Genomic DNA, 20,496 nt, shown 5'->3' with positions numbered 1-20,496 from the left:
TCAAAGTCATCAAACGGATGGCGTACGGCTACAGGGATAGCGAATTCTTTTTCATGAAGATCAAGAGCGTCTTTCCCGGTAATCCGTGAAGAACCATTTTTTTGCCCGCTGCAAAACCGCTGTCAGCGGTAATCATCTACCGGGACACACGCACAGAACAGATTGCGGTCACCGTAAACATTGTCCACCCGGTTCACCACCGGCCAGTACTTATGCGCCTTGGTGTGAGCATCCGGCGTAACCGCCTGCTCGATGCTGTAGGGCCGTTCCCAAACCCCGGTGATATCCGCCAGGGTATGCGGTGAGCGTTTCAGCGGGTTGTCATCGGCCGGCCAGTTGCCGTTTTGCACCTCGGTGATTTCCGCGCGGATACTCAGCATCGCCCCGATAAACCGGTCCAGCTCTGCCTTCGATTCACTTTCGGTGGGTTCAACCATCAACGTCCCCGGCACCGGAAACGACATGGTCGGCGCATGGAAGCCATAGTCCATCAGCCGCTTGGCGACGTCCTCCTCGCTGATCCCGGTCAGCACCTTGAGTGGCCGCAGATCAAGAATGCATTCGTGAGCCACCCGCTCGTTGCGCCCGGTGTAAAGCACCGGAAACGCCCCGGACAAGTGCTGCGCCAGATAATTCGCGGCAAGGATCGCCACCTCGCTGGCATCTGCCAGCTGCGGCCCCATCATCGCAATGTACATCCAGCTGATCGGCAGAATGCTCGCACTGCCCCAAGGCGCCGCGCTGACTGCGCCGTTCTGCGCCAGCGGTCCGTCGATCGGTACCACCGGGTGATTGGCCACGAACGGTGCCAGATGCGCCCGCACACCAATCGGCCCCATGCCCGGCCCGCCGCCGCCATGTGGAATGCAGAAAGTCTTGTGCAAGTTCATGTGGGACACGTCGGCACCAATGTCCGCCGGGCGCGCCAGTCCGACCTGAGCGTTGAGGTTGGCGCCATCCATGTACACCTGGCCGCCGTGGCTGTGGATAACTTCGCAAATTTCGCTGATGCCTTCCTCGTATACGCCGTGGGTCGAAGGATACGTCGCCATCAGGCAGGCGAGTTTGTCACCGGCCTCTGCGGCTTTGCCTTTGAGGTCATCCAGATCAACGTTGCCCGCCTCGTCGCATTCGACGATCACCACCCGCATCCCGGCCATCTGCGCCGACGCCGGGTTGGTGCCGTGGGCCGAGGACGGGATCAGGCAGATATCCCGCGCGCCCTCATGACGACTCTCGTGATATTTGCGGATCGCCAGCAACCCGGCGTACTCGCCTTGGGCGCCGGAGTTGGGTTGCATGCAGATCGCGTCGAAACCGGTAATCGCGCAGAGCCAACGCTCCAATTCTTCGATCATCAGCGAATAACCCACCGCCTGCTCCTTCGGCACAAACGGGTGCAGGTTGGCGAACTGCGGCCATGTGATGGGGATCATCTCGCTGGTGGCGTTGAGCTTCATGGTGCAGGAGCCCAGCGGGATCATCGATTGATTGAGCGCCAGGTCCTTGTTTTCCAGTTGCTTGAGGTAGCGCAGCATCTCGGTTTCGCTGTGATGGGCGCTGAACACCGGGTGACGCAGGTAAGGCGAGGTACGCAGCAGACCTGCGGGAATGCCGGAAGCAAGGGTTTCAGCGTCCAGTTCGTCGACGTTGAGCCCATGATCGGACCCGAGGAACACATCAAACAACTTCGCGACGGTGGATTCGTCAGAGGTCTCGTCGAGGCTCAGCCCCAACTGCCCGCGCCCGAGAATGCGCAGGTTGATCTGTGCAGCCTGGGCACTTTCGATGATTGCCGTCTGAGTGCCACCGACCTCCAGCGTCAGCGTGTCGAAAAAATGTTTATTAAGGCGGGTGATGCCGTGGCGCTCCAGACCAGCGGCGAGGATGCAGGTCAGCCGATGGACGCGTTGGGCAATGCGTTTGAGCCCTTCCGGACCGTGGTAGACCGCATAGAAACTGGCAATGTTGGCCAGCAGCACCTGAGCGGTGCAAATGTTCGAGTTAGCCTTCTCCCGGCGGATATGTTGCTCGCGGGTTTGCAGGGCCATGCGCAAAGCGACGTTGCCGCGAGCGTCCTTCGACACGCCGATGATCCGCCCGGGAATCGCCCGTTTGTATTCATCGCGACTGGCAAAAAACGCCGCGTGAGGCCCGCCGTAACCCATGGGCACGCCGAAACGCTGGGATGAACCGAACACCACGTCGGCGCCCAACTCCCCCGGCGGCGTCAGTAACAGCAGACTCAGCAGGTCGGTGGCGACACACGCCAGGGCTTGCTGCGCATGCAGATGATCGATCAAGGGACGAAGATCGTGGATCTCGCCGTGGGTATCGGGATATTGCAGGAGCGCGCCGAACACCTGGTGCTGTTTCAAGTTATCCACAGCGTCGATGATCAGCTCGAAGCCGAACCCTTCTGCCCGGGTCTGCACCACGGAAATGGTCTGCGGATGACAGTTTTCGTCGACGAAGAACAGATTGCTCCTGGACTTGGCGACCCGCTTGGCCAGTGCCATGGCTTCCGCCGCCGCCGTGGCTTCGTCCAGCAGCGAGGCGTTGGCCAGTTCCAGGCCCGTGAGGTCGATGGTCAACTGCTGGAAGTTCAGCAGCGCTTCGAGTCGCCCTTGGGCGATCTCGGGTTGATAGGGCGTGTACGCGGTGTACCAACCGGGATTTTCCAACACGTTGCGCACAATGACGGTCGGCGTGAGGGTGCCGTGGTAGCCCATGCCGATCAGGCTGGTCCAGACCTGGTTTTGCTCGGCGTAACCGCGCAGTTTGGCCAGCGCGGCTTCTTCGTCGAGCGCGGGTGGCAGGTCGAGCGGCCTGTTCAGGCGGATTCCCGGCGGCACCGTCTGCTCGATCAACTCGACCCGGCTGCCCAGGCCGAGGCTGTCGAGCATCGCCTGTTGCTCGGCGGCATCGGGCCCGAGGTGGCGGCGAAGGAAGGCATTGGGGTCGCGTAACTGGCTCAAGGACGGCAACTGGGACATGACGGGCTCTCTCTTGACTGGCGCTCAACGTCGATGCAACACGGTCAAACCAGCATAGCAGTCGATACCCGAGCGGATGGCGTGGCGCCGTCGATCAATCCGGATCATCATGCTCGGCGCACACCTAATAACCGCTGATCGGGTTCTGAACTCATGAATCAACTGCCTTTCCTGCCTTTCTCCAAACCCACCATCGACGAAGCGACGATTGCCGCGGTTGGCGACGTGTTGCGCTCGGGCTGGATTACCAGCGGCCCCAAGGTCCAGGCCTTTGAACAACAACTCTCGGAGTTTTTTGGTGGGCGCCCGGTACTCACGTTCAATTCCGGCACCTGCACCATGGAAATCGCCCTGCGCATTGCCGGGGTCGGACCGGGCGATGAAGTGATCACCACGCCGATTTCCTGGGTGGCCACCGCCAACGTCATTCTGGAAGTCGGCGCCACGCCGGTGTTTGCCGACATCGACCCGATTACCCGCAACATCAACCTGGATCAGCTGGAAGCGGCAATCACCCCGCGCACCAAAGCGATCATTCCGGTGTACCTCGCCGGTTTGCCGGTGAACATGAGCCGGTTGTATGCGATCGCCAAAAAGCACGGGGTGCGGATTGTCGAAGACGCCGCGCAAGCCTTGGGTTCGAGCTGGAACGGCCAGCGCATTGGCTCGACCGGCGATTTCGTGTCCTTCAGTTTCCAGGCGAACAAAAACGTCACCTCGTCAGAGGGCGGTTGTCTGGTATTGAACAATGCCGAGGAAGTGCGACTGGCGCAAAAGTACCGTTTACAGGGCGTGACCCGTAGCGGCTTCGATGGACTAGACGTTGATGTACTGGGCGGCAAGTTCAACATGACCGACGTTGCGGCGGCCATCGGTCTGGGGCAGTTTGCTCACATCGAAGCAATCACTGCTCATCGCCGTGAACTGGCCAGGCACTATTTCGCTTGTTTTGGTGAGGATTTCGAAGCGCAGTACGGGGCTCAACTACCCCCGGCGGATTTCGAGAACAGCAACTGGCATTTGTTTCAGCTGGTACTGCCTGAGCGTAAAGATGGCCAACCGGCACGGGCTACCTTCATGGAGCAGATGCAGGCATTGGGTATCGGCATCGGCTATCACTATCCGCCGATTCACCTGCTGAGCCTTTACCGCGAGCGCGGGTTCAAGGAGGGCATGTTCCCGGTGGCCGAACGGGTCGGTCGCCTGATTGTTTCGCTGCCGATGTTTACCGCCATGACTAAAGCGGATGTTGAGCGTTCGGTAGCAGCGGTCAAAGCCGTTCTAAAGCCATAAAACCTGTGGGAGCGGGCTTGCTCGCTCCCACATGGATTTCGCAGGGCGAAGATTATTCGCCGATAGCGGCTTTGTAGCCTGCCGCGTCGAGCAGCTTGTCCAGATCGCCAGCGTTGCTTGGCTTGAGCTTGAAGATCCAGGCGCCGTACGGGTCGGAGTTGAGCAACTCAGGGTTAGCGCTCAGTTCTTCGTTGATGGCAATCACTTCACCGGCAACCGGGGAGTAGATATCCGAAGCAGCTTTAACCGACTCAACCACACCGGATTGATCACCGGCAGCAAAGACTGTTCCGACTTCGGTCAGCTCAACGAACACCACGTCGCCCAAGGCTTCCTGAGCGTGATCGCTGATGCCCACGGTGACGGTGCCATCGGCTTCGAGACGGGCCCACTCGTGACTTTCGGCAAAACGCAGGTCGGCAGGAATATCGCTCATGTTCTGTGTCCTCAAGAGAATTGTCAGCGGTCGTTGCCCGCCAGAAAGGTTAGATCAAGGTTTTGCCATGGCGTACGAAGGTCGGTTTGACCACTCGAACCGGGTACCACTTGCCACGGATTTCCACTTCTGCGCGGTCGGCTGTCGCCATCGGCACGCGCGCCAGTGCTATCGACTTGCTAAGCGTAGGAGAGAAACTACCACTGGTGATCTCCCCTTCGCCAACATTGGCGATGCGGACCACTTGATGAGCGCGCAAAACTCCACGCTCCTCAAGGACCAGACCGACCAGTTTGTGCTGCACGCCACCCGCCTGTTCGGCTTCAAGAGCGCTGCGACCGATGAACTGGCGAGTGGCCGGTTCCCACGCAATGCTCCAGGCCATGTTGGAGGCCAGTGGTGAAACGTCTTGATGAATGTCCTGACCGTAGAGGTTCATGCCGGCTTCGACCCGCAGCGTATCGCGCGCGCCGAGACCGATCGGCGAGATGCCCGCGCCCACCAGATCGTTAAAGAATCCTGGCGCCTGATTGGCCGGCAGAACGATTTCCAGGCCATCTTCGCCGGTGTAACCCGTGCGCGCGATGAACCAGTCACCATCGGGCTGGCCTTCGAAGGGCTTGAGCATCTGAATCAGGTTGCCACGGGACTGGCTCACCAGTTCGGAGATTTTGTGCCGGGCCTGGGGACCTTGAATGGCCAGCATCGCCAACTCGGAGCGCTCGTTGAGCTGCACATCGAAACCATCGAGGTGAGCCTGCATCCAGGCGAGGTCCTGATTACGGGTGGAGGCGTTGACCACCAGACGATAACCGTCATCGAGACGGTAGACGATCATGTCGTCGACGATGCCGCCGCGCTCGTTGAGCATGGTGCTGTACAAGGCACGGCCAGGGCTGTGCAGACGTTCGACGTCATTGGCCAGCAAATGCTGGAGCCAGGCCTTGGCCTGAGGGCCGCTGACATCGATCACGGTCATGTGGGACACATCGAAAACCCCGCAATCGCGGCGCACCTGATGGTGTTCCTCGACCTGCGAGCCGTAATGCAAAGGCATATCCCAACCGCCAAAATCGACCATCTTCGCGCCAAGGGCGAGATGAAGGTCATACAGAGGCGTGCGCTGTCCCATGGGTTTCTCCTTCCGGGCGTGGCGAAGGTGCGGGCCGGTGCTGCACGGGGTGAAAGCCTTGAAATAGAAGGCTTTCAGCCGATTTCAGCTACCTGGTCTGTAGGACGGACCGCACCGAATGCCGCGCATTGTAGCCTCAAGGTGTAGGACTGGCACCTAGGCGTTTCGATGCGCTGAACGTCGAATCAATCCGATGACCGGTAGCAGGCCGACCAAAACCAAAGTCAAGGCCGGCAACGAGGCCCTCGCCCACTCACCTTCGCTGGTCATTTCGAAGATCCGTACCGCCAGCGTGTCCCAGCCAAACGGGCGCATCAGAAGGGTCGCGGGCATTTCCTTGAGCACATCGACGAACACCAGCAACGCAGCGCTCAACGTTCCTGGCAGCAATAACGGCAGATACACTTTGAAAAACAGTCGTGGCCCACTGACGCCAAGGCTACGTGCCGCTTCGGGCAAAGATGGCCGTATTCGCGCCAGACTGCTTTCCAGCGGCCCATAAGCCACCGCAATGAAACGCACCAGATAGGCCAACAACAACGCCGACAAACTGCCCAGCAGCAATGGCTTGCCGGCGCCCCCCAACCAACCCGACAACGGGATCACCAGTTCGCGGTCCAGGTAACTGAACGCCAGCATGATCGACACCGCCAGCACGGAGCCCGGCAAGGCGTAGCCGAGGTTGGCCAGGCTGATACCGGTGCGGATCGCTCGGGTCGGGGCCAGGCGCCGGGCAAATGCCAGCACTAAAGCAACACTGACGGTGATCAGCGCCGCCATGCCGCCCAGGTACAACGTATGGACGATCAACCCCGCGTAACGCTCATCCAGGTCGAAGCGCCCGCGCTGCCAGAACCACACCACCAGTTGAAGCACTGGAATGACGAAAGCGCAGGCGAACACCAGACCGCACCAACTCATGGCCGCCAGCGCCTTGAAACCGCGCAGGTGATACAGCGCCTTGACCCGTGGTCGTTCGTTGCTCGCCCGGTTGGCCCCGCGAGCACGGCGCTCGCCGTACAGCACGACCATCACCACCAGCAGCAACAGGCTGGCCAGTTGCGCAGCACTGGAGAGGCTGAAAAATCCGTACCAGGTCTTGTAGATGGCGGTCGTGAACGTGTCGAAGTTGAACACCGACACAGCGCCGAAATCCGCCAGGGTTTCCATCAGCGCCAGCGCCACGCCAGCGCCGATGGCCGGGCGCGCCATGGGCAACGCGACTCGCCAGAACGCTTGCCACGGGGATTGCCCCAGGACTCGCGCCGCTTCCATCAAGCCTTTGCCCTGAGCCAGGAACGCGGTTCGCGCCAACAGGTAAACGTAGGGATAAAAGACCAGCACCAGGACCAGAATCACACCACCGGTGGAGCGCACGCGCGGCAGCCTGAGGCCGGTGCCGAACCATTCGCGCAACAGGGTTTGCACGGGGCCGGCGAAATCCAGCAGGCCGACGAAGACGAATGCCAGCACGTAGGCGGGAATGGCGAAGGGCAGCATCAGCGCCCAGTCCAGCCAACGCCGACCGGGGAATTCGCAGAGACTGGTAAGCCAGGCCAGGCTCACACCCAAGAGCGTCACGCCGATACCGACGCCGAGCACCAGGGTCAGGGTATTGCCCAGCAGACGCGGCATCTGGGTATCCCAGAGGTGGGACCAGATCTGATGATCGATGGTTTGCCATGACAACAGCAAAACGCTAAGTGGCAGCAGGACCAGCGCAGCGATGGCGAAGATCAGGGGATACCAGCGGCGTTGGGCGGGGTGGGCCAAGAAAGGTCTCTCGCGGATAAATGGTGACGTGTAGGGATAACGCAAAAAGATCGCAGCCTCGTTTCACTCGACAGCTCCTACATGGGCACGCCATCCCAATGTAGGAGCTGTCGAGTGAAACGAGGCTGCGATCTCTTGATCTTTAGTTCCAGCCAGCCCGATCCATCATGCGAATCGCTTCAGCCTGACGCTTGCCTGCGATTTCCACCGGCAGCGTATCAGCCACAAACTTGCCCCAGCTCGCCACTTCTGCAGAAGGCTGAACCGCAGGGTTGGCCGGGAATTCCTGGTTCACGTCAGCAAAGATCTTCTGCGCTTCAGGTGTGGTCATCCATTCCACCAAGGCCTTGGCCGCTTCCGGGTGTGGAGCATGTTTGGTCAGGCCGATGCCCGACAGGTTCACGTGCACGCCACGGTCGCCCTGGTTCGGCCAGAACAACTTCACCGCCAGGTCAGGCTTCTGCTTGTGCAGACGACCGTAGTAGTACGTGTTGACGATGCCGACGTCGCATTGACCCGCGTTGATGGCCTCCAGCACCGCGATGTCATCCGAGAACACGTCGGTGGACAGGTTACTCACCCAGCCCTTGAGAATCTTCTCGGTTTTTTCGGCGCCGTGGACTTCGATCATCGTGGCGGTCAGTGACTGGTTGTAGACCTTCTTCGCTGTGCGCAGGCACAGGCGGCCTTCCCAGTTCTTGTCGGCCAGACCTTCGTAGGTGGTCAACTCGCCGGGTTTCACCCGATCGGTGGAGTAAGCGATGGTCCGCGCCCGCAGGCTCAGGCCAGTCCAGGCATGGGCGGAGGAGCGGTATTGCAGCGGGATGTTCGCGTCGATCACCTTGGAGGTGAACGGTTGCAGGATGCCCATTTGCTCGGCCTGCCAGAGGTTGCCGGCATCGACGGTCAGCAGCAGATCCGCGGTGGCGTTCTCGCCCTCGGCCTTGATCCGCTGCATCAGCGGCGCTTCCTTGTCGGTGATGAACTTCACCTGCACGCCGGTTTTCGCGGTGTAGGCATCGAAGACCGGCTTGATCAGCTCGTCGATACGCGAGGAGTAAACCACCACCTCGTCAGCGGCCTGGGCTGCGGTGCTGCCAATCAGGGTCAGGGCGAGTGCGGTCAGTAGACGCTTCGGTACCAACATGGGAGCGATCTCTCGATTGAAAAATTGAAGCCAAATGATATGGACTCACATTTAGCTTCTCAATCGAACAGTTCGCGGAGGCGTTACCAGATGTTGCGCGCAGCCCTGCAAGGGTGACTCAGGCCTTGGCGAGTGCCGGCAAATCCCCGGTCAATCCCAGTGCCTCACGCACAAACAGCGCCTTGGCTTCGGGCATCTGGTCGACCATCTTCAACCCGGCATTGCGCAACCAGCGCACCGGCAACGGATCGGCCTGGAACAGACGCTCGAAGCCTTCCATCGCCGCCATCAACGCCAGGTTGTGGGGCATGCGCCGACGTTCGTAACGGCTGAGCACTTTCACATCCGCCAGACGCTCACCACGCGTGGCCGCTTGCAACAGCACTTCGGCCAGCACGGCCGCATCGAGAAAACCAAGGTTCACGCCCTGCCCGGCCAATGGGTGAATGGTGTGGGCCGCATCACCGATCAACGCCAATCCTTCAGCCACATAACGCTTGGCATGACGCTGCCGCAGTGGCACGCACAAACGCGGGTCGGCGCTGAGCACGGTGCCAAGTCGGCCTTCGAAGGCCCGCTCCAGCTCTTTGCAGAAACCCTCGTCGTCCAGCGCCATCAGGCGTTCGGCTTCGCTCGGCGTGGTCGACCAGACGATCGAACACCAATCCTGCTGACCGTCACGCTCAAGCGGCAGAAACGCCAGCGGACCGTTGTCGGTGAAACGCTGCCACGCGGTCAGTTGGTGAGGTTTGGTGCTGCGCACGCTGGTGACAATCGCGTGGTGCATATAGTCCCACTCGCGCGTCGCCATGCCGGTCAGACGCCGAACGGCGGAATTAGCGCCATCCGCTGCGATCACCAAAGGTGCACGCAAGGTGCGACCATCGGCCAGGGTCAGCAGCCAGTCATCGCCGGAGCGACGCATTTGCTCCAGGCGCGCGTTGGCCAACATTCCGAGATCGCAGTCGTGCAAGCGGTCGAGCAAGGCGTCCTGAACCACGCGGTTCTCGACGATATGCCCCAGCACGTCGGCATGCACACTGGCCGCAGAGAAATGAATTTTCCCGGTGCCGCTGCCGTCCCAAACGTGCATGTCGGTGTAGGGGCTGCTGCGCCGATTGGCGATGCCGTCCCAGACGCCCAGACGTTCAAGAATCCGCTGGCTGGCAGCCGATAAGGCGCTCACTCGCGACTCGAACGACGCCTGGGCATCGAAGGGTTTGACGCTCATCGGGCTGCCGTCCAGCAGCAGGACTTCCAGCCCGCTGTCCTGCAACGCCAGCGCCAGGGCGCTGCCGACCATTCCGGCCCCGACAATCAGCAGATCTGCGCGCATTTCCATGCTTTAAGCCTGTCTCGCTTGCGGCTTGAGCCGCTTATAAAAGGATTTTCCGACCGCCACTTAAGCATCGGGACGCGTACCCAAACCCATGGCTTGCCGGGCGAACCAGCGTTTGGCCGGCGGCAGCAGATCGAGACCGAGCAGACCGATGTTGCGGCCCAGGGAAACCAGCGGTTGAGTGCTGCCGAACAAACGGGTGACCTGATCGGAGAAGCCCACGGTCAGGTTCTGATCCAGACGCTGACGCTCGCGGTAAGCCTGTAAGGTCGCAAAATCACCGGGAGATGTTTCGCTGGCCAGCAACGCATCGGCCAGCGCTTGAGCATCACGCAAGGACAGGTTGAAACCTTGCCCTGCAATCGGGTGCAAGCTGTGGGCAGCATTGCCGAGTATCGCCAGATGCGGACGCACCTGCTCTTCGGCCTCGATCAATGTCAGCGGGTACAAATGCCGCGCGCCAACCTGCTTCAAAGTGCCGAGACGATAACCGAACACGCCTTGCAACTCGCTGAGGAAGCTCTTTTCATCGAGGGCCGCCAGCCGTTGAGCGTCCATGCCCAATCGAGTCCAGACCAGCGCGCAGCGGTTTTCCGGCAACGGCAACAAGGCCATCGGCCCGTCATCGGTGAAACGCTCGAAGGCCATGCCGTTGTGCGCTTCACTCGGCGTGATGTTGGCAATCAACGCGCTCTGGTTGTACGGGCGTTTTTTGATGCCGATCCCCAATTGCTCGCGCAGGCCGGAACGGCCGCCATCGGCGAGTACCGCAAGATCGCATTCCAGAGTGGTTTCGTCGTTGAGGGTCAGGCGGTAGCCATCGATCAGCGGCTCCATGCGCGTGACTTCCGCCGGGCAACGCCAGCTGATCACGTCCTTGTCCAGCCCCTGCCAGAGGCATTGGCCGAGCCAGGCGTTTTCCACCACATAACCCAGCGCCGGAACGCCCTCTTCCATCGCCGACAATCGCGCGGTGGAGAAGCGCCCACGGTCGGACACATGAATCTGCTTGATCGGCTCGGCACGGCGGGAGATTTCCTGCCACACGCCCAACCGTTGATAAATCTGCTTGGCGCCGTAGGACAACGCCGAAGAACGGGCGTCGTAGCTCGGTTGATAAGTGTCGCCAGGGGCGAACGGTTCGATCAGCACGATCTTCCAGCCACGAGCCTTGGCTCCGGCCTGCAGTGCCAACGCCAGGCTGGCACCGACCAGACCACCACCGATGATTGCCAGATTGACTCGACTCATGCCGCTTGCGTCCGCGCGGCGGCCATCAAGGCCTCGATCTCGGCGACCGTTTTCGGTACGCCTTTGGTCAGGATTTCACAGCCGGTTTTGGTGACCACTACGTCGTCCTCGATGCGCACGCCAATGCCGCGCCATTTCTTCGCCACGTTCTGGTTGCCCGGGGCAATGTAGATGCCCGGTTCCACGGTCAGCGCCATGCCGACTTCCAGCACGCGCCATTCGCCGCCGACCTTGTATTCGCCGACATCATGCACATCCATGCCCAGCCAATGGCCGGCGCGGTGCATGTAAAACGCTTTATAGGCTTCGCTGGCGATCAACTCGTCGACGTCGCCCTGCAACAAGCCCAACTTCACCAACCCGGCAGTAATCACCCGGACTGTAGCTTCGTGGGCTTGATTCCAGTGTTTGTCCGGGGCGATTTCCGCAAATGCAGCTTCTTGCGACGCCAGCACCAACTCGTAGATCGCCTTCTGTTCCGCTGAATACTTACCGTTGACCGGCCAGGTGCGGGTGATGTCGCTGGCATAGCAGTCGATCTCGCAACCGGCATCGATCAACACCAGGTCGCCGTCCTTGAGCACCGCGTCATTCTGCTGGTAATGCAGGATGCAGCTGTTGCGCCCGGCGGCGACGATCGAACCGTAGGCCGGCATTTTCGCCCCGCCTTTGCGGAACTCGTAGTCGAGCTCGGCTTCGAGACTGAACTCATGCAACCCCGCACGGCAGGCCTGCATCGCGCGGATGTGCGCCTGGGCGGAAATCCGTGCGGCTTCGCGCATCACCTTCACTTCTGCCGCCGATTTATACAGGCGCATGTCGTGAAGCAGATGATCCAGGGCAACGAATTCGTTCGGCGGCTGGGCGCCGAGGTGCGCTTTAGAGCGGATCACGTTGATCCAGTCCATCAGGTGCCGGTCGAATTCCGGGTTGCTGCCCATGGCCGAATACACCCGGTCGCGACCTTCGATCAGGCCCGGCAGGATGTCGTCGATGTCAGTGATGGGGAAGGCGTCGTCGGCGCCAAAGTCGCGAATCGCGCCTTCCTGCCCGGCGCGCAAGCCGTCCCACAACTCTCGCTCGGCGTTGCGTTCACGGCAGAACAGTATGTATTCGCCATGCAAGCGCCCAGGCATCAAAACGATGACCGCCTGGGGCTCGGGAAAACCGCTGAGGTACTGGAAGTCGCTGTCCTGACGGTAAACGTGCTCGACGTCGCGGTTGCGGATCGCAACGGCGGCGGCGGGCAGGATGGCGATACTGTTGGGTTCCATCTGCGCCATCAGGGCCTTGCGGCGACGGCTGTATTCCGATTTCGGGATATGAATCATGGGCAGATGGCTTTCCCTGGCACGCGATTAATGCAACGACGGTTTGGCGGCAGCCGGCGCGTCCGGCTTTTTGGTTTCGGTGAACAGCAGCAGCGGCGCGACGCGCAGGTACTCCATCACTTCCATGTAATCGCTTTCGCCGTCGTCGGACTCTTCCAGGGCGTCTTGCACCTGTGAAATAGCCGCCAGGTCCTGAAGTACTTCGGTGGCCTCGGTGCTCAGCATGCTGCTGTCACGGCAGTTCAGGCCGAAACCGCTGAGGAAGCCCTGGCACCATTGGCCCAGTGCGGCGGCGCGGTCGGCCAGTGGCTCGTCATCGGTCGGCAGCAGCAGCACGACGGTCACGTCGTCGCCGGTAAGCTCGCCCTTGACCATCTCCTGCAAGCCGATCAAGGCGTTGCGGACATTATCCTGCGGCTCGCTTTCGAGCAGCTCGGCGGCATCAATCAGCCAGCCTTCGGCATCGAAACCGGCGCCGGCGCAACTGCGGCCGAGCAACAGGCCATGCAGTTCGGCAGGCGAGACGTTATGACCGCTGGAAGTCAGCAGTTTGGCGAAGGCTTGGTACGGGGAATTCTGAATGGGCATGGGCAGCTAGGCGCCAGACGGCGCTATGTCTAGAATGAAGGCCTTGTATCCTACATCGACAGACTCGCCAAGACTATTAAAGGCTGTCCGCCAGCACGGGTGCAGACCCTGCCACTCATCAGACACAACAGTGGACACAATGGAAGACACCGACCTGCAAGCGCTGATGGCCAGACTCGAATTGCTAATTACCCGCGTCGAGCAACTAAAGAGTCAAAACGGACTCCTATTAGCTCAGGAAAAGACCTGGCGCGAGGAACGCGCTCACCTCATTGAAAAGAACGAAATCGCCCGGCGTAAGGTCGAATCAATGATTTCGCGCCTCAAGGCCCTGGAGCAAGACTCATGAGTTCAAGCAATAGCGTTACCGTGCAGATCCTCGATAAAGAATATTCGATCATCTGCCCCCAGGAAGAGCGCAGCAACCTGGTGAGCGCCGCCCGTTACCTGGACGGCAAGATGCGCGAAATCCGCAGCAGCGGCAAAGTCATCGGCGCCGATCGCATCGCCGTGATGGCCGCCCTGAACATCACGCACGATCTCCTGCACAAGGAAGAACGCCCGGATGTGCAGGCCAGCGGATCGACCCGCGAGCAGGTTCGCGACCTGCTGGATCGCGTCGATCTGGTGCTCGCAACCGATCCGGACGTCACCAAGGGCTGAAACGCGAAACCGCTTGGGTTATACTCGCATCACTCCCTGGGGTGCTTGCCAGTTGGCGATGTCCCTGAGCCGATTTGCTATACCCTGGAGGTTGCACGTTGGGCTGGTGTGCATGTCCGCTAGACGGAAAGCCTTAAAGCCTACTGCATCTTCCACCTTGAACTTTCGGGTTCAAGGGCTAAGTCGACAGCGGTACATCCGGGGAGCCTGATTTCAGTCCGATGCCGGTTTAAATACCGGCATCGGCTTTTTTACGGGTACGCTTTATGTACCCGCACTGCCGAAGCCCGAATTCATGACCGAACCTGCGCTGCTGCCCCGCCCGCAACTTCGACGCATGCTGCGCAAAGCCCGCCGCGCACTGACAGCCAGTCAGCAGCGCCAGGCCGCTCGCGGGCTGTACACACAATTGGCCCAGCACCCGCTGTTTCGCCGCGCAAAACATATCTCCCTGTATCTGCCCACCGACGGTGAAATCGATCCGCGTGTTTTGCTGCGTGCCGCTCAGCGTCGTGGCAAGGCAACGTATCTGCCGGTGCTCAGCGCCTGGCCACGAACCAAAATGGTGTTCCAGCGAATTCGCCCCGGTGAAAAACTGAAACCCAACCGCTTTCGTATTCTCGAACCCCGGCACAACCTCGCCCGGCAACGCAAAGTCTGGGCGCTCGATCTGGTGCTGTTGCCTTTGGTGGGATTTGACGATGTCGGCGGACGCCTGGGCATGGGCGGTGGTTTCTATGATCGAAGCCTGGCGTACCTGGCACGACGTAAAAACTGGCGCAAGCCGACGCTATTGGGGCTGGCCCATGAATGTCAGAAGGTCGAGCGATTGGCTCAAGCGAGCTGGGATGTGCCGTTACAGGGAACGGTGACAGACAAGGCGTGGTATTTCGCCGGCTAGACGCCACTGGAACCAGCGGCGTCCGAAGACAGTTTCAGCGTTTGAAGGCCGGCGGCTGTTGTTGCTGCGCGATTTCGATCGGAGCGTCGGTCTTGTTGCTCCACAGGCTTTGGGCATAGCCGGTGGTCACGACGCCAAGGCCGAACAAAATAACCAAAATCCATAGTAAATCCGGTTTGCGTTTCATCGATTGCCCCCCAAAGGCACATCAACACGATGACAGCAGCGGTTTCCGTTGTAGGTGTAGGCCGTGCAGCAGCGTCAAGCTTAGAAGGCCGGCATTCTGCGACAACGTGAACCGACACGCAAACGCTGGCGTCAACCGACCGTCGGTTTGTCATAAAATTCCCCGACAACTTGCCCACCTACTTCGCAAGGAGCAAAAACCATGGCTTATTGGCTGATGAAATCCGAGCCCGACGAGCTCTCGATCAAGGGCCTGGAGACGCTTGGCAAAGCGCGCTGGGACGGGGTTCGCAACTACCAGGCACGTAATTTCCTGCGGGCCATGGCCGTGGGCGACGAGTTTTTCTTCTATCACTCCAGCTGCCCCGAACCGGGGATCGCCGGGATCGGAAAGATTGTCGAAGCCGCGTATCCGGACCCGACGGCGCTGGAGCCGGAGAGTCATTACTACGATCCGAAAGCCACGGCAGAGAAAAACGCCTGGAGCGCGATCGATGTCGCGCATGTCGAGACGTTCCCCAAGGTGCTTAAGCTGGATTATCTGAAACAGCAGGCGGCGCTGGCCGAGATGCCGCTGGTGCAGAAAGGCTCGCGATTGTCGGTGATGCCGGTGACGGCCGAGCAGTGGGCGGCGGTGATTGCGCTCAAGCCGTAAAATTTTCTGCGCCTCTCAGTTTGTCATCGCGGGCAAGCCCGCTCCCACAGGGTTCTGCAGTGAACACATGATTGCGCGTCACCATAAGTCCTGTGGGAGCGGGCTTGCCCGCGATAAGGCCAGCCCGGACAGCGAAAGACTTACTGGATGATCAGGTTGTTGAACAACAGATCCTCAACCACAGGCTTGCCGGTTTCGTCGTTCATGATTTGCTGGGTCTGCTTCAGGGCTTCCTGGCGCAGCTTTTCCTTGGCCTCGACGTTGTTCATCGCTTCAGTGGTCTGCTGGGCAAACAACGCCACCAGTTGATTGCGAATCAACGGCTCATTGGCTTTCACCAGTTTGGTCGCCTCATCACCGGTCACTCGCAATGCCACATCGGCCTTGTAGACCTTGAGCTTCGGCGTCCCGTCCAGCCCGTAGTTGCCCACGAACGGCGGGCTCAGGGTGATGTAATTGACCTTCGGAGCTGCACCTTCTTTGGCTTCTTCGGCCATCGCTGCCACAGGCAGAGACAGGGCCAGCAACAACATGATCCACGCTTTCACAATTCGCTCCTTATCCGGTTTGCGGCCTAGCATAACGACCCGCCGCTCAAGCACAAGCTTATGGCTGACTATCAGGGCCGGGCATGCTCGTTGACCCATCGACTCACACACCTACACTTATCGGCCATCACTCCCAAAGGAATAGCCCTGATGAAAGCCGTGCTGTGCAAAGCCTTCGGCCCTGCCGAATCGCTGGTGCTGGAAGACGTCGCCAGCCCTGTCGCGAAGAAGAATGAAATCCTGCTGGACGTGCACGCCGCCGGGGTGAATTTCCCGGACACGCTGATCATCGAGGGCAAATATCAGTTCAAGCCGCCCTTCCCGTTTTCCCCGGGCGGCGAAGCGGCTGGTGTAGTCAGCGAAGTAGGCGAAAAGGTCAGTCACCTCAAGGTCGGCGATCGGGTTATGGCGCTGACCGGCTGGGGCAGTTTCGCCGAACAGATCGCGGTGCCGGGCTACAACGTACTGCCCATCCCGCCATCGATGGACTTCAACACCGCTGCCGCCTTCAGCATGACCTACGGCACTTCGATGCACGCGCTCAAGCAACGGGGCAACCTGCAACCGGGTGAAACCTTGCTGGTACTCGGCGCTTCCGGCGGTGTCGGTCTGGCCGCCGTGGAAATCGGCAAAGCCATGGGCGCCCGCGTGATCGCCGCCGCCAGCAGCGCCGAAAAACTCGCGGTGGCCAAAGCTGCCGGCGCCGATGAGCTGATCAACTACAGCGAAACCAGTCTCAAGGACGAAATCAAGCGTCTGACCGACGGTCAGGGCGCCGACGTGATCTACGATCCGGTGGGCGGCGACCTGTTCGATCAGGCCATCCGCGCCATTGCCTGGAACGGCCGGCTGCTGGTGGTGGGTTTCGCCAGCGGTCGCATTCCCGAACTCCCCGTGAACCTGGCGCTGCTCAAAGGCGCAGCAGTGGTCGGCGTGTTCTGGGGCTCGTTCGCCCAGCGCCAACCGCAAGACAACGCGGCGAACTTCCAGCAATTGTTTGGCTGGTTTGCCGAGGGCAAGTTGAAGCCGTTGGTGTCGCAGGTTTATCCGCTGAGCAATGCGGCGCAGGCGATCAATGATCTTGGCCAGCGCAAAGCGGTCGGGAAAGTGGTGGTTCAGGTTCGCTGAGCCCCCCCCCAAAAAAAAGAAAGCGGTCTGGACTTCAAATGAAGTTGTTCAGACCGCTTTTTATTGTCCGGGACTAAAGCAACTTCCGAATATCCTCCGGCAGCAAACTCATGTACTTGCGGACAGGGCTCGCCCGGCAATCCCTGACAATTTTCGGCACCTGCTTATTCAGTTTGGCAATCAACGCCAGACGCTGCTCATTCGACAATTGATGTTTGATAAACGTATTCGACAGATAAGCACGAGTGTAATGAAACACGGATGAATCAACCCAGCCGTGCTCTGGGAAATCAACCAGTGATTCGTTGAGATCACGGCACCTCAATTCTTTAAGCCATTGGTTGGTATGAAGCGAAGTATCCGAACCGAGCGAAAACGCCATCGGCGCAATCACCACCAACTCAGCGGGCTTGCCCCCTTCAACCGTCCAAGGTTTGAACCGCCACTGCTCTATCGCAACCCTGACTGCTTCGGCAAAATCTGGATGATCGCTTTGCAAAATGCTCACATTGCTGACCGAGCCATCGGCATTGGCAGTGAACCTGACCCGAACTTCACCCGTTATCCCGGCCCTGAAAAGCGCCCTGGGGTAAATCGGCTTGGGATTGTTTTCCGGAATCAGAAACACTTCCTCGGCCCGAACACCGGCCGACACAACCAACAAAAGCACACACGCAAACCACCGCATAACCCCTCCCCTTCGCAACTGAAATGCCAGAGCTGGCAGCTGCGTAAAGGTTAAGGCTCGACGACTGGGAACAGAACGCCACGTCTTCCCATTCAAACGAAGGACATTTCCCAAAGCCGCGTCCTACGCTCGACCGAAATGCGGCATGTAGACCTGCAAGTAACGTTTCCCACAACGCCCTGCATTTATATCTGAGCGACATGTTCATAAAAGAACATGCAATCTCCAGCATTTCCACTATTTGGCCAATGCGAACCGGTGCTATTTTCGGTAACGAAACTGTAACATTCGCATCCGCAGTCAAAACAAGAAATCTGGAGCTCTTGAATGTTTGCTTTCTTTCGTCCTGCCGCACATCAGGCTCCATTGCCTGAAGAAGAAATAGACAGCACCTACCGACGCCTTCGCTGGCAGATCTTCGCCGGGATTTTCATTGGCTACGCGGGTTACTACCTGCTACGCAAGAACTTCACCCTGGCATTCCCGGATCTGATCGCCCAAGGCTATACAAAAGGCCAACTGGGCGTGGCGATGTCGGCGATTGCAATCGCCTACGGCCTTTCCAAGTTTTTGATGGGCATCGTGTCTGACCGCTCCAATCCGCGCTACTTCCTGCCTTTTGGCCTGGTGGTATCTGCCGGGGTGATGTTCGTTTTCGGTTTCGCACCGTGGGCGACGTCCAGCGTGACCATGATGTTCATCCTGTTGTTCATCAACGGCTGGGCGCAAGGCATGGGCTGGCCGCCGAGCGGGCGGACCATGGTGCACTGGTGGTCGCAGAAAGAACGCGGCGGCGTGGTGTCGGTCTGGAACACCGCGCATAACGTTGGCGGTGGCTTGATTGGCCCATTGGCCATTCTCGGTATGGGCTGGTTCAACGACTGGCACAGCAAGTTCTATGTACCGGCCGCCGTGGCGCTGCTCGTCGCCGTGTTTGCATTCATTGTGATGCGCGACACGCCGCAATCGACCGGCCTGCCACCAATCGAGAAGTACAAGAACGATTACCCGGAAGGCTACGACGCCAGCCACGAAGAAGAATTCAGCGCCAAGGACATCTTCGTCAAATACGTGCTGCGCAACAAAATGCTCTGGTTTATCGCCCTGGCCAACGTCTTCGTCTACCTGCTGCGCTACGGCATCCTGGACTGGGCGCCGACTTACCTCAAAGAGGTCAAGCACTTCGACTTCGACAAGACCTCATGGGCTTACTTCCTGTACGAGTGGGCAGGTATTCCCGGTACGCTGCTGTGCGGCTGGATGTCGGATAAGATCTTCCGCGGCAACCGTGGCCTTACCGGCATGGTGTTCATGGCGTTGGTGACCGTTGCGACGATCGTGTATTGGCTGAATCCGCCGGGCAACCCGATGATCGACATGATCTCGCTGTTCGCGATCGGCTTTCTGATCTACGGCCCGGTAATGCTGGTCGGTTTGCAAGCGCTGGAATTGGTGCCGAAGAAGGCTGCCGGTACGGCGGCGGGCTTTACCGGTCTGTTCGGTTACTTGGGTGGTTCAGTCGCGGCCAGTGCCCTGATGGGTTACACCGTGGACTATTTCGGTTGGGATGGCGGTTTCATCCTTCTGGTCGTCGCCTGCCTGCTGGCGATGGCGTTCCTGGCACCCACTTTGGGTCACAAGAACGTCGCCAGTCAGAGCCGCGAAGCAATCGCCTGATCGGCCTTTGATTTGCAGCGCTTGAGCCGCGCCTCCAGATTCCGGTCTGGCATGGCGTGGCTACGCAGGGCGTGGGCGGTCTGCTCGACATAATCGCGAGTCGTGCCGTAACGCCCGCAAGCGTTTTCGAACACGTGGCTCAGCACGTGATCCGGCAAGTTGCCCGCATAGCTGGGCAGATGCCGCTCCAATACAAACCCCAACGCCTGAACCTGACTTCCGTCTTCAAGACGGCAGTTGAGCCAGTGTGGGCGATAGGACGGGAATGGCATTTCGCGCTGCCAAAGTGCGTAAAGAGAGGCTTCAAGTTGTTCTTCGGGCAAGCGATAGGCGAAGCCGCTGCAAGAACCACCGCGATCCAGGCCAAATACCAGCCCAGGCACTTCGGGCGTGCCGCGATGTTCGTGGGACCACAAATACAAACCGCGATGGTAACCATGCACACGACCGCGCACTCGTTCCACCGCCGCGCATTCGGGACGCCAGATCAGCGAACCGTAAGCGAATAGCCACACCGGCCCGCCCTTGTGGCGCGCCATCGTCGACTGCATCGAGCTGAGTAATTGTTCGTGTGTGAGCTGCGGCCCCAGATCGAGCCGCGGAGGGTAAGCCAGATTCAAAAAAGCAGATTCAATGGCACTCATGGCGATGAAATTTCGGCCCTGCAATCATTACAAAATATAAGCGACATTCACGTTATAGAACATATAGCAGTAATACTAAAACGAAAAGTGCTAAGAGACGGTCGACCTTCCGGAGCAGCC

At 59.6% G+C, this 20,496-nt stretch carries 20 protein-coding genes and 1 other RNA gene; 8 read left to right on the top strand and 13 right to left on the bottom strand.

Translation table 11 applies throughout. The features are described 5' to 3' along the window. Nucleotides 1–122 precede the first annotated feature (122 nt). Nucleotides 123–2,996: an aminomethyl-transferring glycine dehydrogenase gene (gene gcvP / locus QF010_RS13500; protein ID WP_429533278.1), complete on the bottom strand. Its 2,874-nt coding sequence runs from the start codon at nucleotides 2,994–2,996 to the stop codon at nucleotides 123–125. Between the two features lie 153 nt (nucleotides 2,997–3,149). Between gcvP and QF010_RS13495 the strand changes: the two genes are divergently transcribed. Continuing rightward, nucleotides 3,150–4,289 carry a DegT/DnrJ/EryC1/StrS family aminotransferase gene (locus QF010_RS13495; protein WP_429533277.1) on the top strand — a complete coding sequence of 380 codons (1,140 nt, stop codon included), beginning with the start codon at nucleotides 3,150–3,152 and terminating at the stop codon, nucleotides 4,287–4,289. Between the two features lie 52 nt (nucleotides 4,290–4,341). On the opposite strand, the gene gcvH is transcribed toward QF010_RS13495, so the two are convergent. The 8 genes from gcvH to QF010_RS13455 form a co-directional block, all read right to left on the bottom strand. After that, the gene (gene gcvH, locus QF010_RS13490) at nucleotides 4,342–4,725 is read right to left on the bottom strand and encodes a glycine cleavage system protein GcvH (RefSeq protein WP_033060614.1); all 384 of its coding nucleotides are present in this window, start codon (nucleotides 4,723–4,725) and stop codon (nucleotides 4,342–4,344) included. A gap of 49 nt (nucleotides 4,726–4,774) precedes the next feature. Further along, nucleotides 4,775–5,857 (bottom strand): glycine cleavage system aminomethyltransferase GcvT, encoded by a 1,083-nt coding sequence (gene gcvT / locus QF010_RS13485; RefSeq protein WP_033060616.1) that lies wholly within the window; start codon nucleotides 5,855–5,857, stop codon nucleotides 4,775–4,777. Between the two features lie 156 nt (nucleotides 5,858–6,013). Beyond that, nucleotides 6,014–7,630, bottom strand: coding sequence for an ABC transporter permease (locus QF010_RS13480; RefSeq protein ID WP_429533276.1), 1,617 nt, complete (start codon nucleotides 7,628–7,630; stop codon nucleotides 6,014–6,016). A 142-nt stretch (nucleotides 7,631–7,772) separates the two neighbouring features. Beyond that, nucleotides 7,773–8,777: an extracellular solute-binding protein gene (locus tag QF010_RS13475; protein WP_033060618.1), complete on the bottom strand. Its 1,005-nt coding sequence runs from the start codon at nucleotides 8,775–8,777 to the stop codon at nucleotides 7,773–7,775. 118 nt (nucleotides 8,778–8,895) lie between these two features. Then, on the bottom strand, nucleotides 8,896–10,113 hold the full coding sequence (locus QF010_RS13470) for a 2-octaprenyl-3-methyl-6-methoxy-1,4-benzoquinol hydroxylase (protein WP_429533282.1): 1,218 nt from the start codon (nucleotides 10,111–10,113) through the stop codon (nucleotides 8,896–8,898). Nucleotides 10,114–10,179: 66 nt separating this feature from the next. Beyond that, nucleotides 10,180–11,367 (bottom strand): 2-octaprenyl-6-methoxyphenyl hydroxylase, encoded by a 1,188-nt coding sequence (gene ubiH, locus QF010_RS13465; RefSeq protein WP_033060622.1) that lies wholly within the window; start codon nucleotides 11,365–11,367, stop codon nucleotides 10,180–10,182. Continuing rightward, nucleotides 11,364–12,698 carry a Xaa-Pro aminopeptidase gene (gene pepP / locus QF010_RS13460; RefSeq protein ID WP_033060624.1) on the bottom strand — a complete coding sequence of 445 codons (1,335 nt, stop codon included), beginning with the start codon at nucleotides 12,696–12,698 and terminating at the stop codon, nucleotides 11,364–11,366. Before pepP ends, ubiH begins: the two co-directional genes overlap by 4 nt. A gap of 27 nt (nucleotides 12,699–12,725) precedes the next feature. Then, a complete protein-coding gene (locus QF010_RS13455; protein ID WP_033060626.1) occupies nucleotides 12,726–13,286 on the bottom strand; it encodes a YecA/YgfB family protein in 561 nt (186 codons plus the stop codon). Between the two features lie 139 nt (nucleotides 13,287–13,425). Here QF010_RS13455 and QF010_RS13450 point away from each other — a divergent pair, with 139 nt between their 5' ends. The 4 genes from QF010_RS13450 to QF010_RS13435 all read left to right on the top strand — a co-directional run bounded on the left by QF010_RS13450 (nucleotide 13,426) and on the right by QF010_RS13435 (nucleotide 14,850). After that, nucleotides 13,426–13,635, top strand: coding sequence for a TIGR02449 family protein (locus QF010_RS13450; protein ID WP_007982902.1), 210 nt, complete (start codon nucleotides 13,426–13,428; stop codon nucleotides 13,633–13,635). Beyond that, nucleotides 13,632–13,949: a cell division protein ZapA gene (locus QF010_RS13445; RefSeq protein WP_007942435.1), complete on the top strand. Its 318-nt coding sequence runs from the start codon at nucleotides 13,632–13,634 to the stop codon at nucleotides 13,947–13,949. The genes QF010_RS13450 and QF010_RS13445 overlap by 4 nt, the downstream gene beginning before the upstream one ends. Before the next feature lie 30 nt (nucleotides 13,950–13,979). After that, a non-coding RNA gene (ssrS, locus tag QF010_RS13440) (6S RNA) lies at nucleotides 13,980–14,158 on the top strand. 86 nt (nucleotides 14,159–14,244) lie between these two features. Next, nucleotides 14,245–14,850 carry a 5-formyltetrahydrofolate cyclo-ligase gene (locus QF010_RS13435; RefSeq protein ID WP_429511631.1) on the top strand — a complete coding sequence of 202 codons (606 nt, stop codon included), beginning with the start codon at nucleotides 14,245–14,247 and terminating at the stop codon, nucleotides 14,848–14,850. A gap of 34 nt (nucleotides 14,851–14,884) precedes the next feature. Here QF010_RS13435 and QF010_RS13430 read toward each other — a convergent pair whose 3' ends face one another. After that, complete coding sequence (locus tag QF010_RS13430; RefSeq protein ID WP_185753129.1) at nucleotides 14,885–15,037, bottom strand: hypothetical protein; 153 nt, start codon at nucleotides 15,035–15,037, stop codon at nucleotides 14,885–14,887. A 201-nt stretch (nucleotides 15,038–15,238) separates the two neighbouring features. Here QF010_RS13430 and QF010_RS13425 point away from each other — a divergent pair, with 201 nt between their 5' ends. Then, the gene (locus QF010_RS13425; protein ID WP_415772143.1) at nucleotides 15,239–15,691 is read left to right on the top strand and encodes an EVE domain-containing protein; all 453 of its coding nucleotides are present in this window, start codon (nucleotides 15,239–15,241) and stop codon (nucleotides 15,689–15,691) included. A gap of 140 nt (nucleotides 15,692–15,831) precedes the next feature. On the opposite strand, the gene QF010_RS13420 is transcribed toward QF010_RS13425, so the two are convergent. After that, nucleotides 15,832–16,239 carry a flagellar basal body-associated protein FliL gene (locus tag QF010_RS13420; protein ID WP_033060630.1) on the bottom strand — a complete coding sequence of 136 codons (408 nt, stop codon included), beginning with the start codon at nucleotides 16,237–16,239 and terminating at the stop codon, nucleotides 15,832–15,834. A gap of 150 nt (nucleotides 16,240–16,389) precedes the next feature. Between QF010_RS13420 and QF010_RS13415 the strand changes: the two genes are divergently transcribed. After that, the gene (locus QF010_RS13415; RefSeq protein ID WP_033060632.1) at nucleotides 16,390–17,367 is read left to right on the top strand and encodes an NADPH:quinone oxidoreductase family protein; all 978 of its coding nucleotides are present in this window, start codon (nucleotides 16,390–16,392) and stop codon (nucleotides 17,365–17,367) included. A 73-nt stretch (nucleotides 17,368–17,440) separates the two neighbouring features. Here the strand turns inward: QF010_RS13415 and QF010_RS13410 are convergent, their stop codons facing one another. After that, nucleotides 17,441–18,055: an energy transducer TonB gene (locus tag QF010_RS13410; protein ID WP_429533275.1), complete on the bottom strand. Its 615-nt coding sequence runs from the start codon at nucleotides 18,053–18,055 to the stop codon at nucleotides 17,441–17,443. A 327-nt stretch (nucleotides 18,056–18,382) separates the two neighbouring features. Between QF010_RS13410 and glpT the strand changes: the two genes are divergently transcribed. Then, complete coding sequence (glpT, locus tag QF010_RS13405) at nucleotides 18,383–19,732, top strand: glycerol-3-phosphate transporter (RefSeq protein WP_429533274.1); 1,350 nt, start codon at nucleotides 18,383–18,385, stop codon at nucleotides 19,730–19,732. On the opposite strand, the gene QF010_RS13400 is transcribed toward glpT, so the two are convergent. After that, nucleotides 19,708–20,376: a gamma-glutamylcyclotransferase gene (locus QF010_RS13400; protein WP_129440131.1), complete on the bottom strand. Its 669-nt coding sequence runs from the start codon at nucleotides 20,374–20,376 to the stop codon at nucleotides 19,708–19,710. The genes glpT and QF010_RS13400 overlap by 25 nt on opposite strands. Nucleotides 20,377–20,496 lie beyond the last annotated feature (120 nt).

The organism is Pseudomonas silensiensis, from assembly GCF_050434865.1.
Lineage (GTDB): Bacteria > Pseudomonadota > Gammaproteobacteria > Pseudomonadales > Pseudomonadaceae > Aquipseudomonas > Aquipseudomonas fluorescens_W.
The sequence above is the reverse complement of the archived record's forward strand: the minus strand, read 5'-3'. Positions and strand labels throughout refer to the sequence as shown.

Bases quoted from the DNA above. Each gene is read 5' to 3' on its own strand.
- QF010_RS13455 (WP_033060626.1), bottom strand. From the start codon at position 13,286: ATGCCCATTCAGAATTCCCCGTACCAAGCCTTCGCCAAACTGCTGACT.
- QF010_RS13425 (WP_415772143.1), top strand. From the start codon at position 15,239: ATGGCTTATTGGCTGATGAAATCCGAGCCCGACGAGCTCTCGATCAAG.
- gcvH (WP_033060614.1), bottom strand. From the start codon at position 4,725: ATGAGCGATATTCCTGCCGACCTGCGTTTTGCCGAAAGTCACGAGTGG.
- QF010_RS13470 (WP_429533282.1), bottom strand. From the start codon at position 10,113: ATGCGCGCAGATCTGCTGATTGTCGGGGCCGGAATGGTCGGCAGCGCC.
- QF010_RS13445 (WP_007942435.1), top strand. From the start codon at position 13,632: ATGAGTTCAAGCAATAGCGTTACCGTGCAGATCCTCGATAAAGAATAT.
- QF010_RS13495 (WP_429533277.1), top strand. From the start codon at position 3,150: ATGAATCAACTGCCTTTCCTGCCTTTCTCCAAACCCACCATCGACGAA.
- QF010_RS13435 (WP_429511631.1), top strand. From the start codon at position 14,245: ATGACCGAACCTGCGCTGCTGCCCCGCCCGCAACTTCGACGCATGCTG.
- ubiH (WP_033060622.1), bottom strand. From the start codon at position 11,367: ATGAGTCGAGTCAATCTGGCAATCATCGGTGGTGGTCTGGTCGGTGCC.
- QF010_RS13450 (WP_007982902.1), top strand. From the start codon at position 13,426: ATGGAAGACACCGACCTGCAAGCGCTGATGGCCAGACTCGAATTGCTA.
- QF010_RS13415 (WP_033060632.1), top strand. From the start codon at position 16,390: ATGAAAGCCGTGCTGTGCAAAGCCTTCGGCCCTGCCGAATCGCTGGTG.
- pepP (WP_033060624.1), bottom strand. From the start codon at position 12,698: ATGATTCATATCCCGAAATCGGAATACAGCCGTCGCCGCAAGGCCCTG.
- QF010_RS13475 (WP_033060618.1), bottom strand. From the start codon at position 8,777: ATGTTGGTACCGAAGCGTCTACTGACCGCACTCGCCCTGACCCTGATT.
- QF010_RS13410 (WP_429533275.1), bottom strand. From the start codon at position 18,055: ATGCGGTGGTTTGCGTGTGTGCTTTTGTTGGTTGTGTCGGCCGGTGTT.
- QF010_RS13400 (WP_129440131.1), bottom strand. From the start codon at position 20,376: ATGAGTGCCATTGAATCTGCTTTTTTGAATCTGGCTTACCCTCCGCGG.
- QF010_RS13430 (WP_185753129.1), bottom strand. From the start codon at position 15,037: ATGAAACGCAAACCGGATTTACTATGGATTTTGGTTATTTTGTTCGGC.
- glpT (WP_429533274.1), top strand. From the start codon at position 18,383: ATGTTTGCTTTCTTTCGTCCTGCCGCACATCAGGCTCCATTGCCTGAA.
- gcvP (WP_429533278.1), bottom strand. From the start codon at position 2,996: ATGTCCCAGTTGCCGTCCTTGAGCCAGTTACGCGACCCCAATGCCTTC.
- gcvT (WP_033060616.1), bottom strand. From the start codon at position 5,857: ATGGGACAGCGCACGCCTCTGTATGACCTTCATCTCGCCCTTGGCGCG.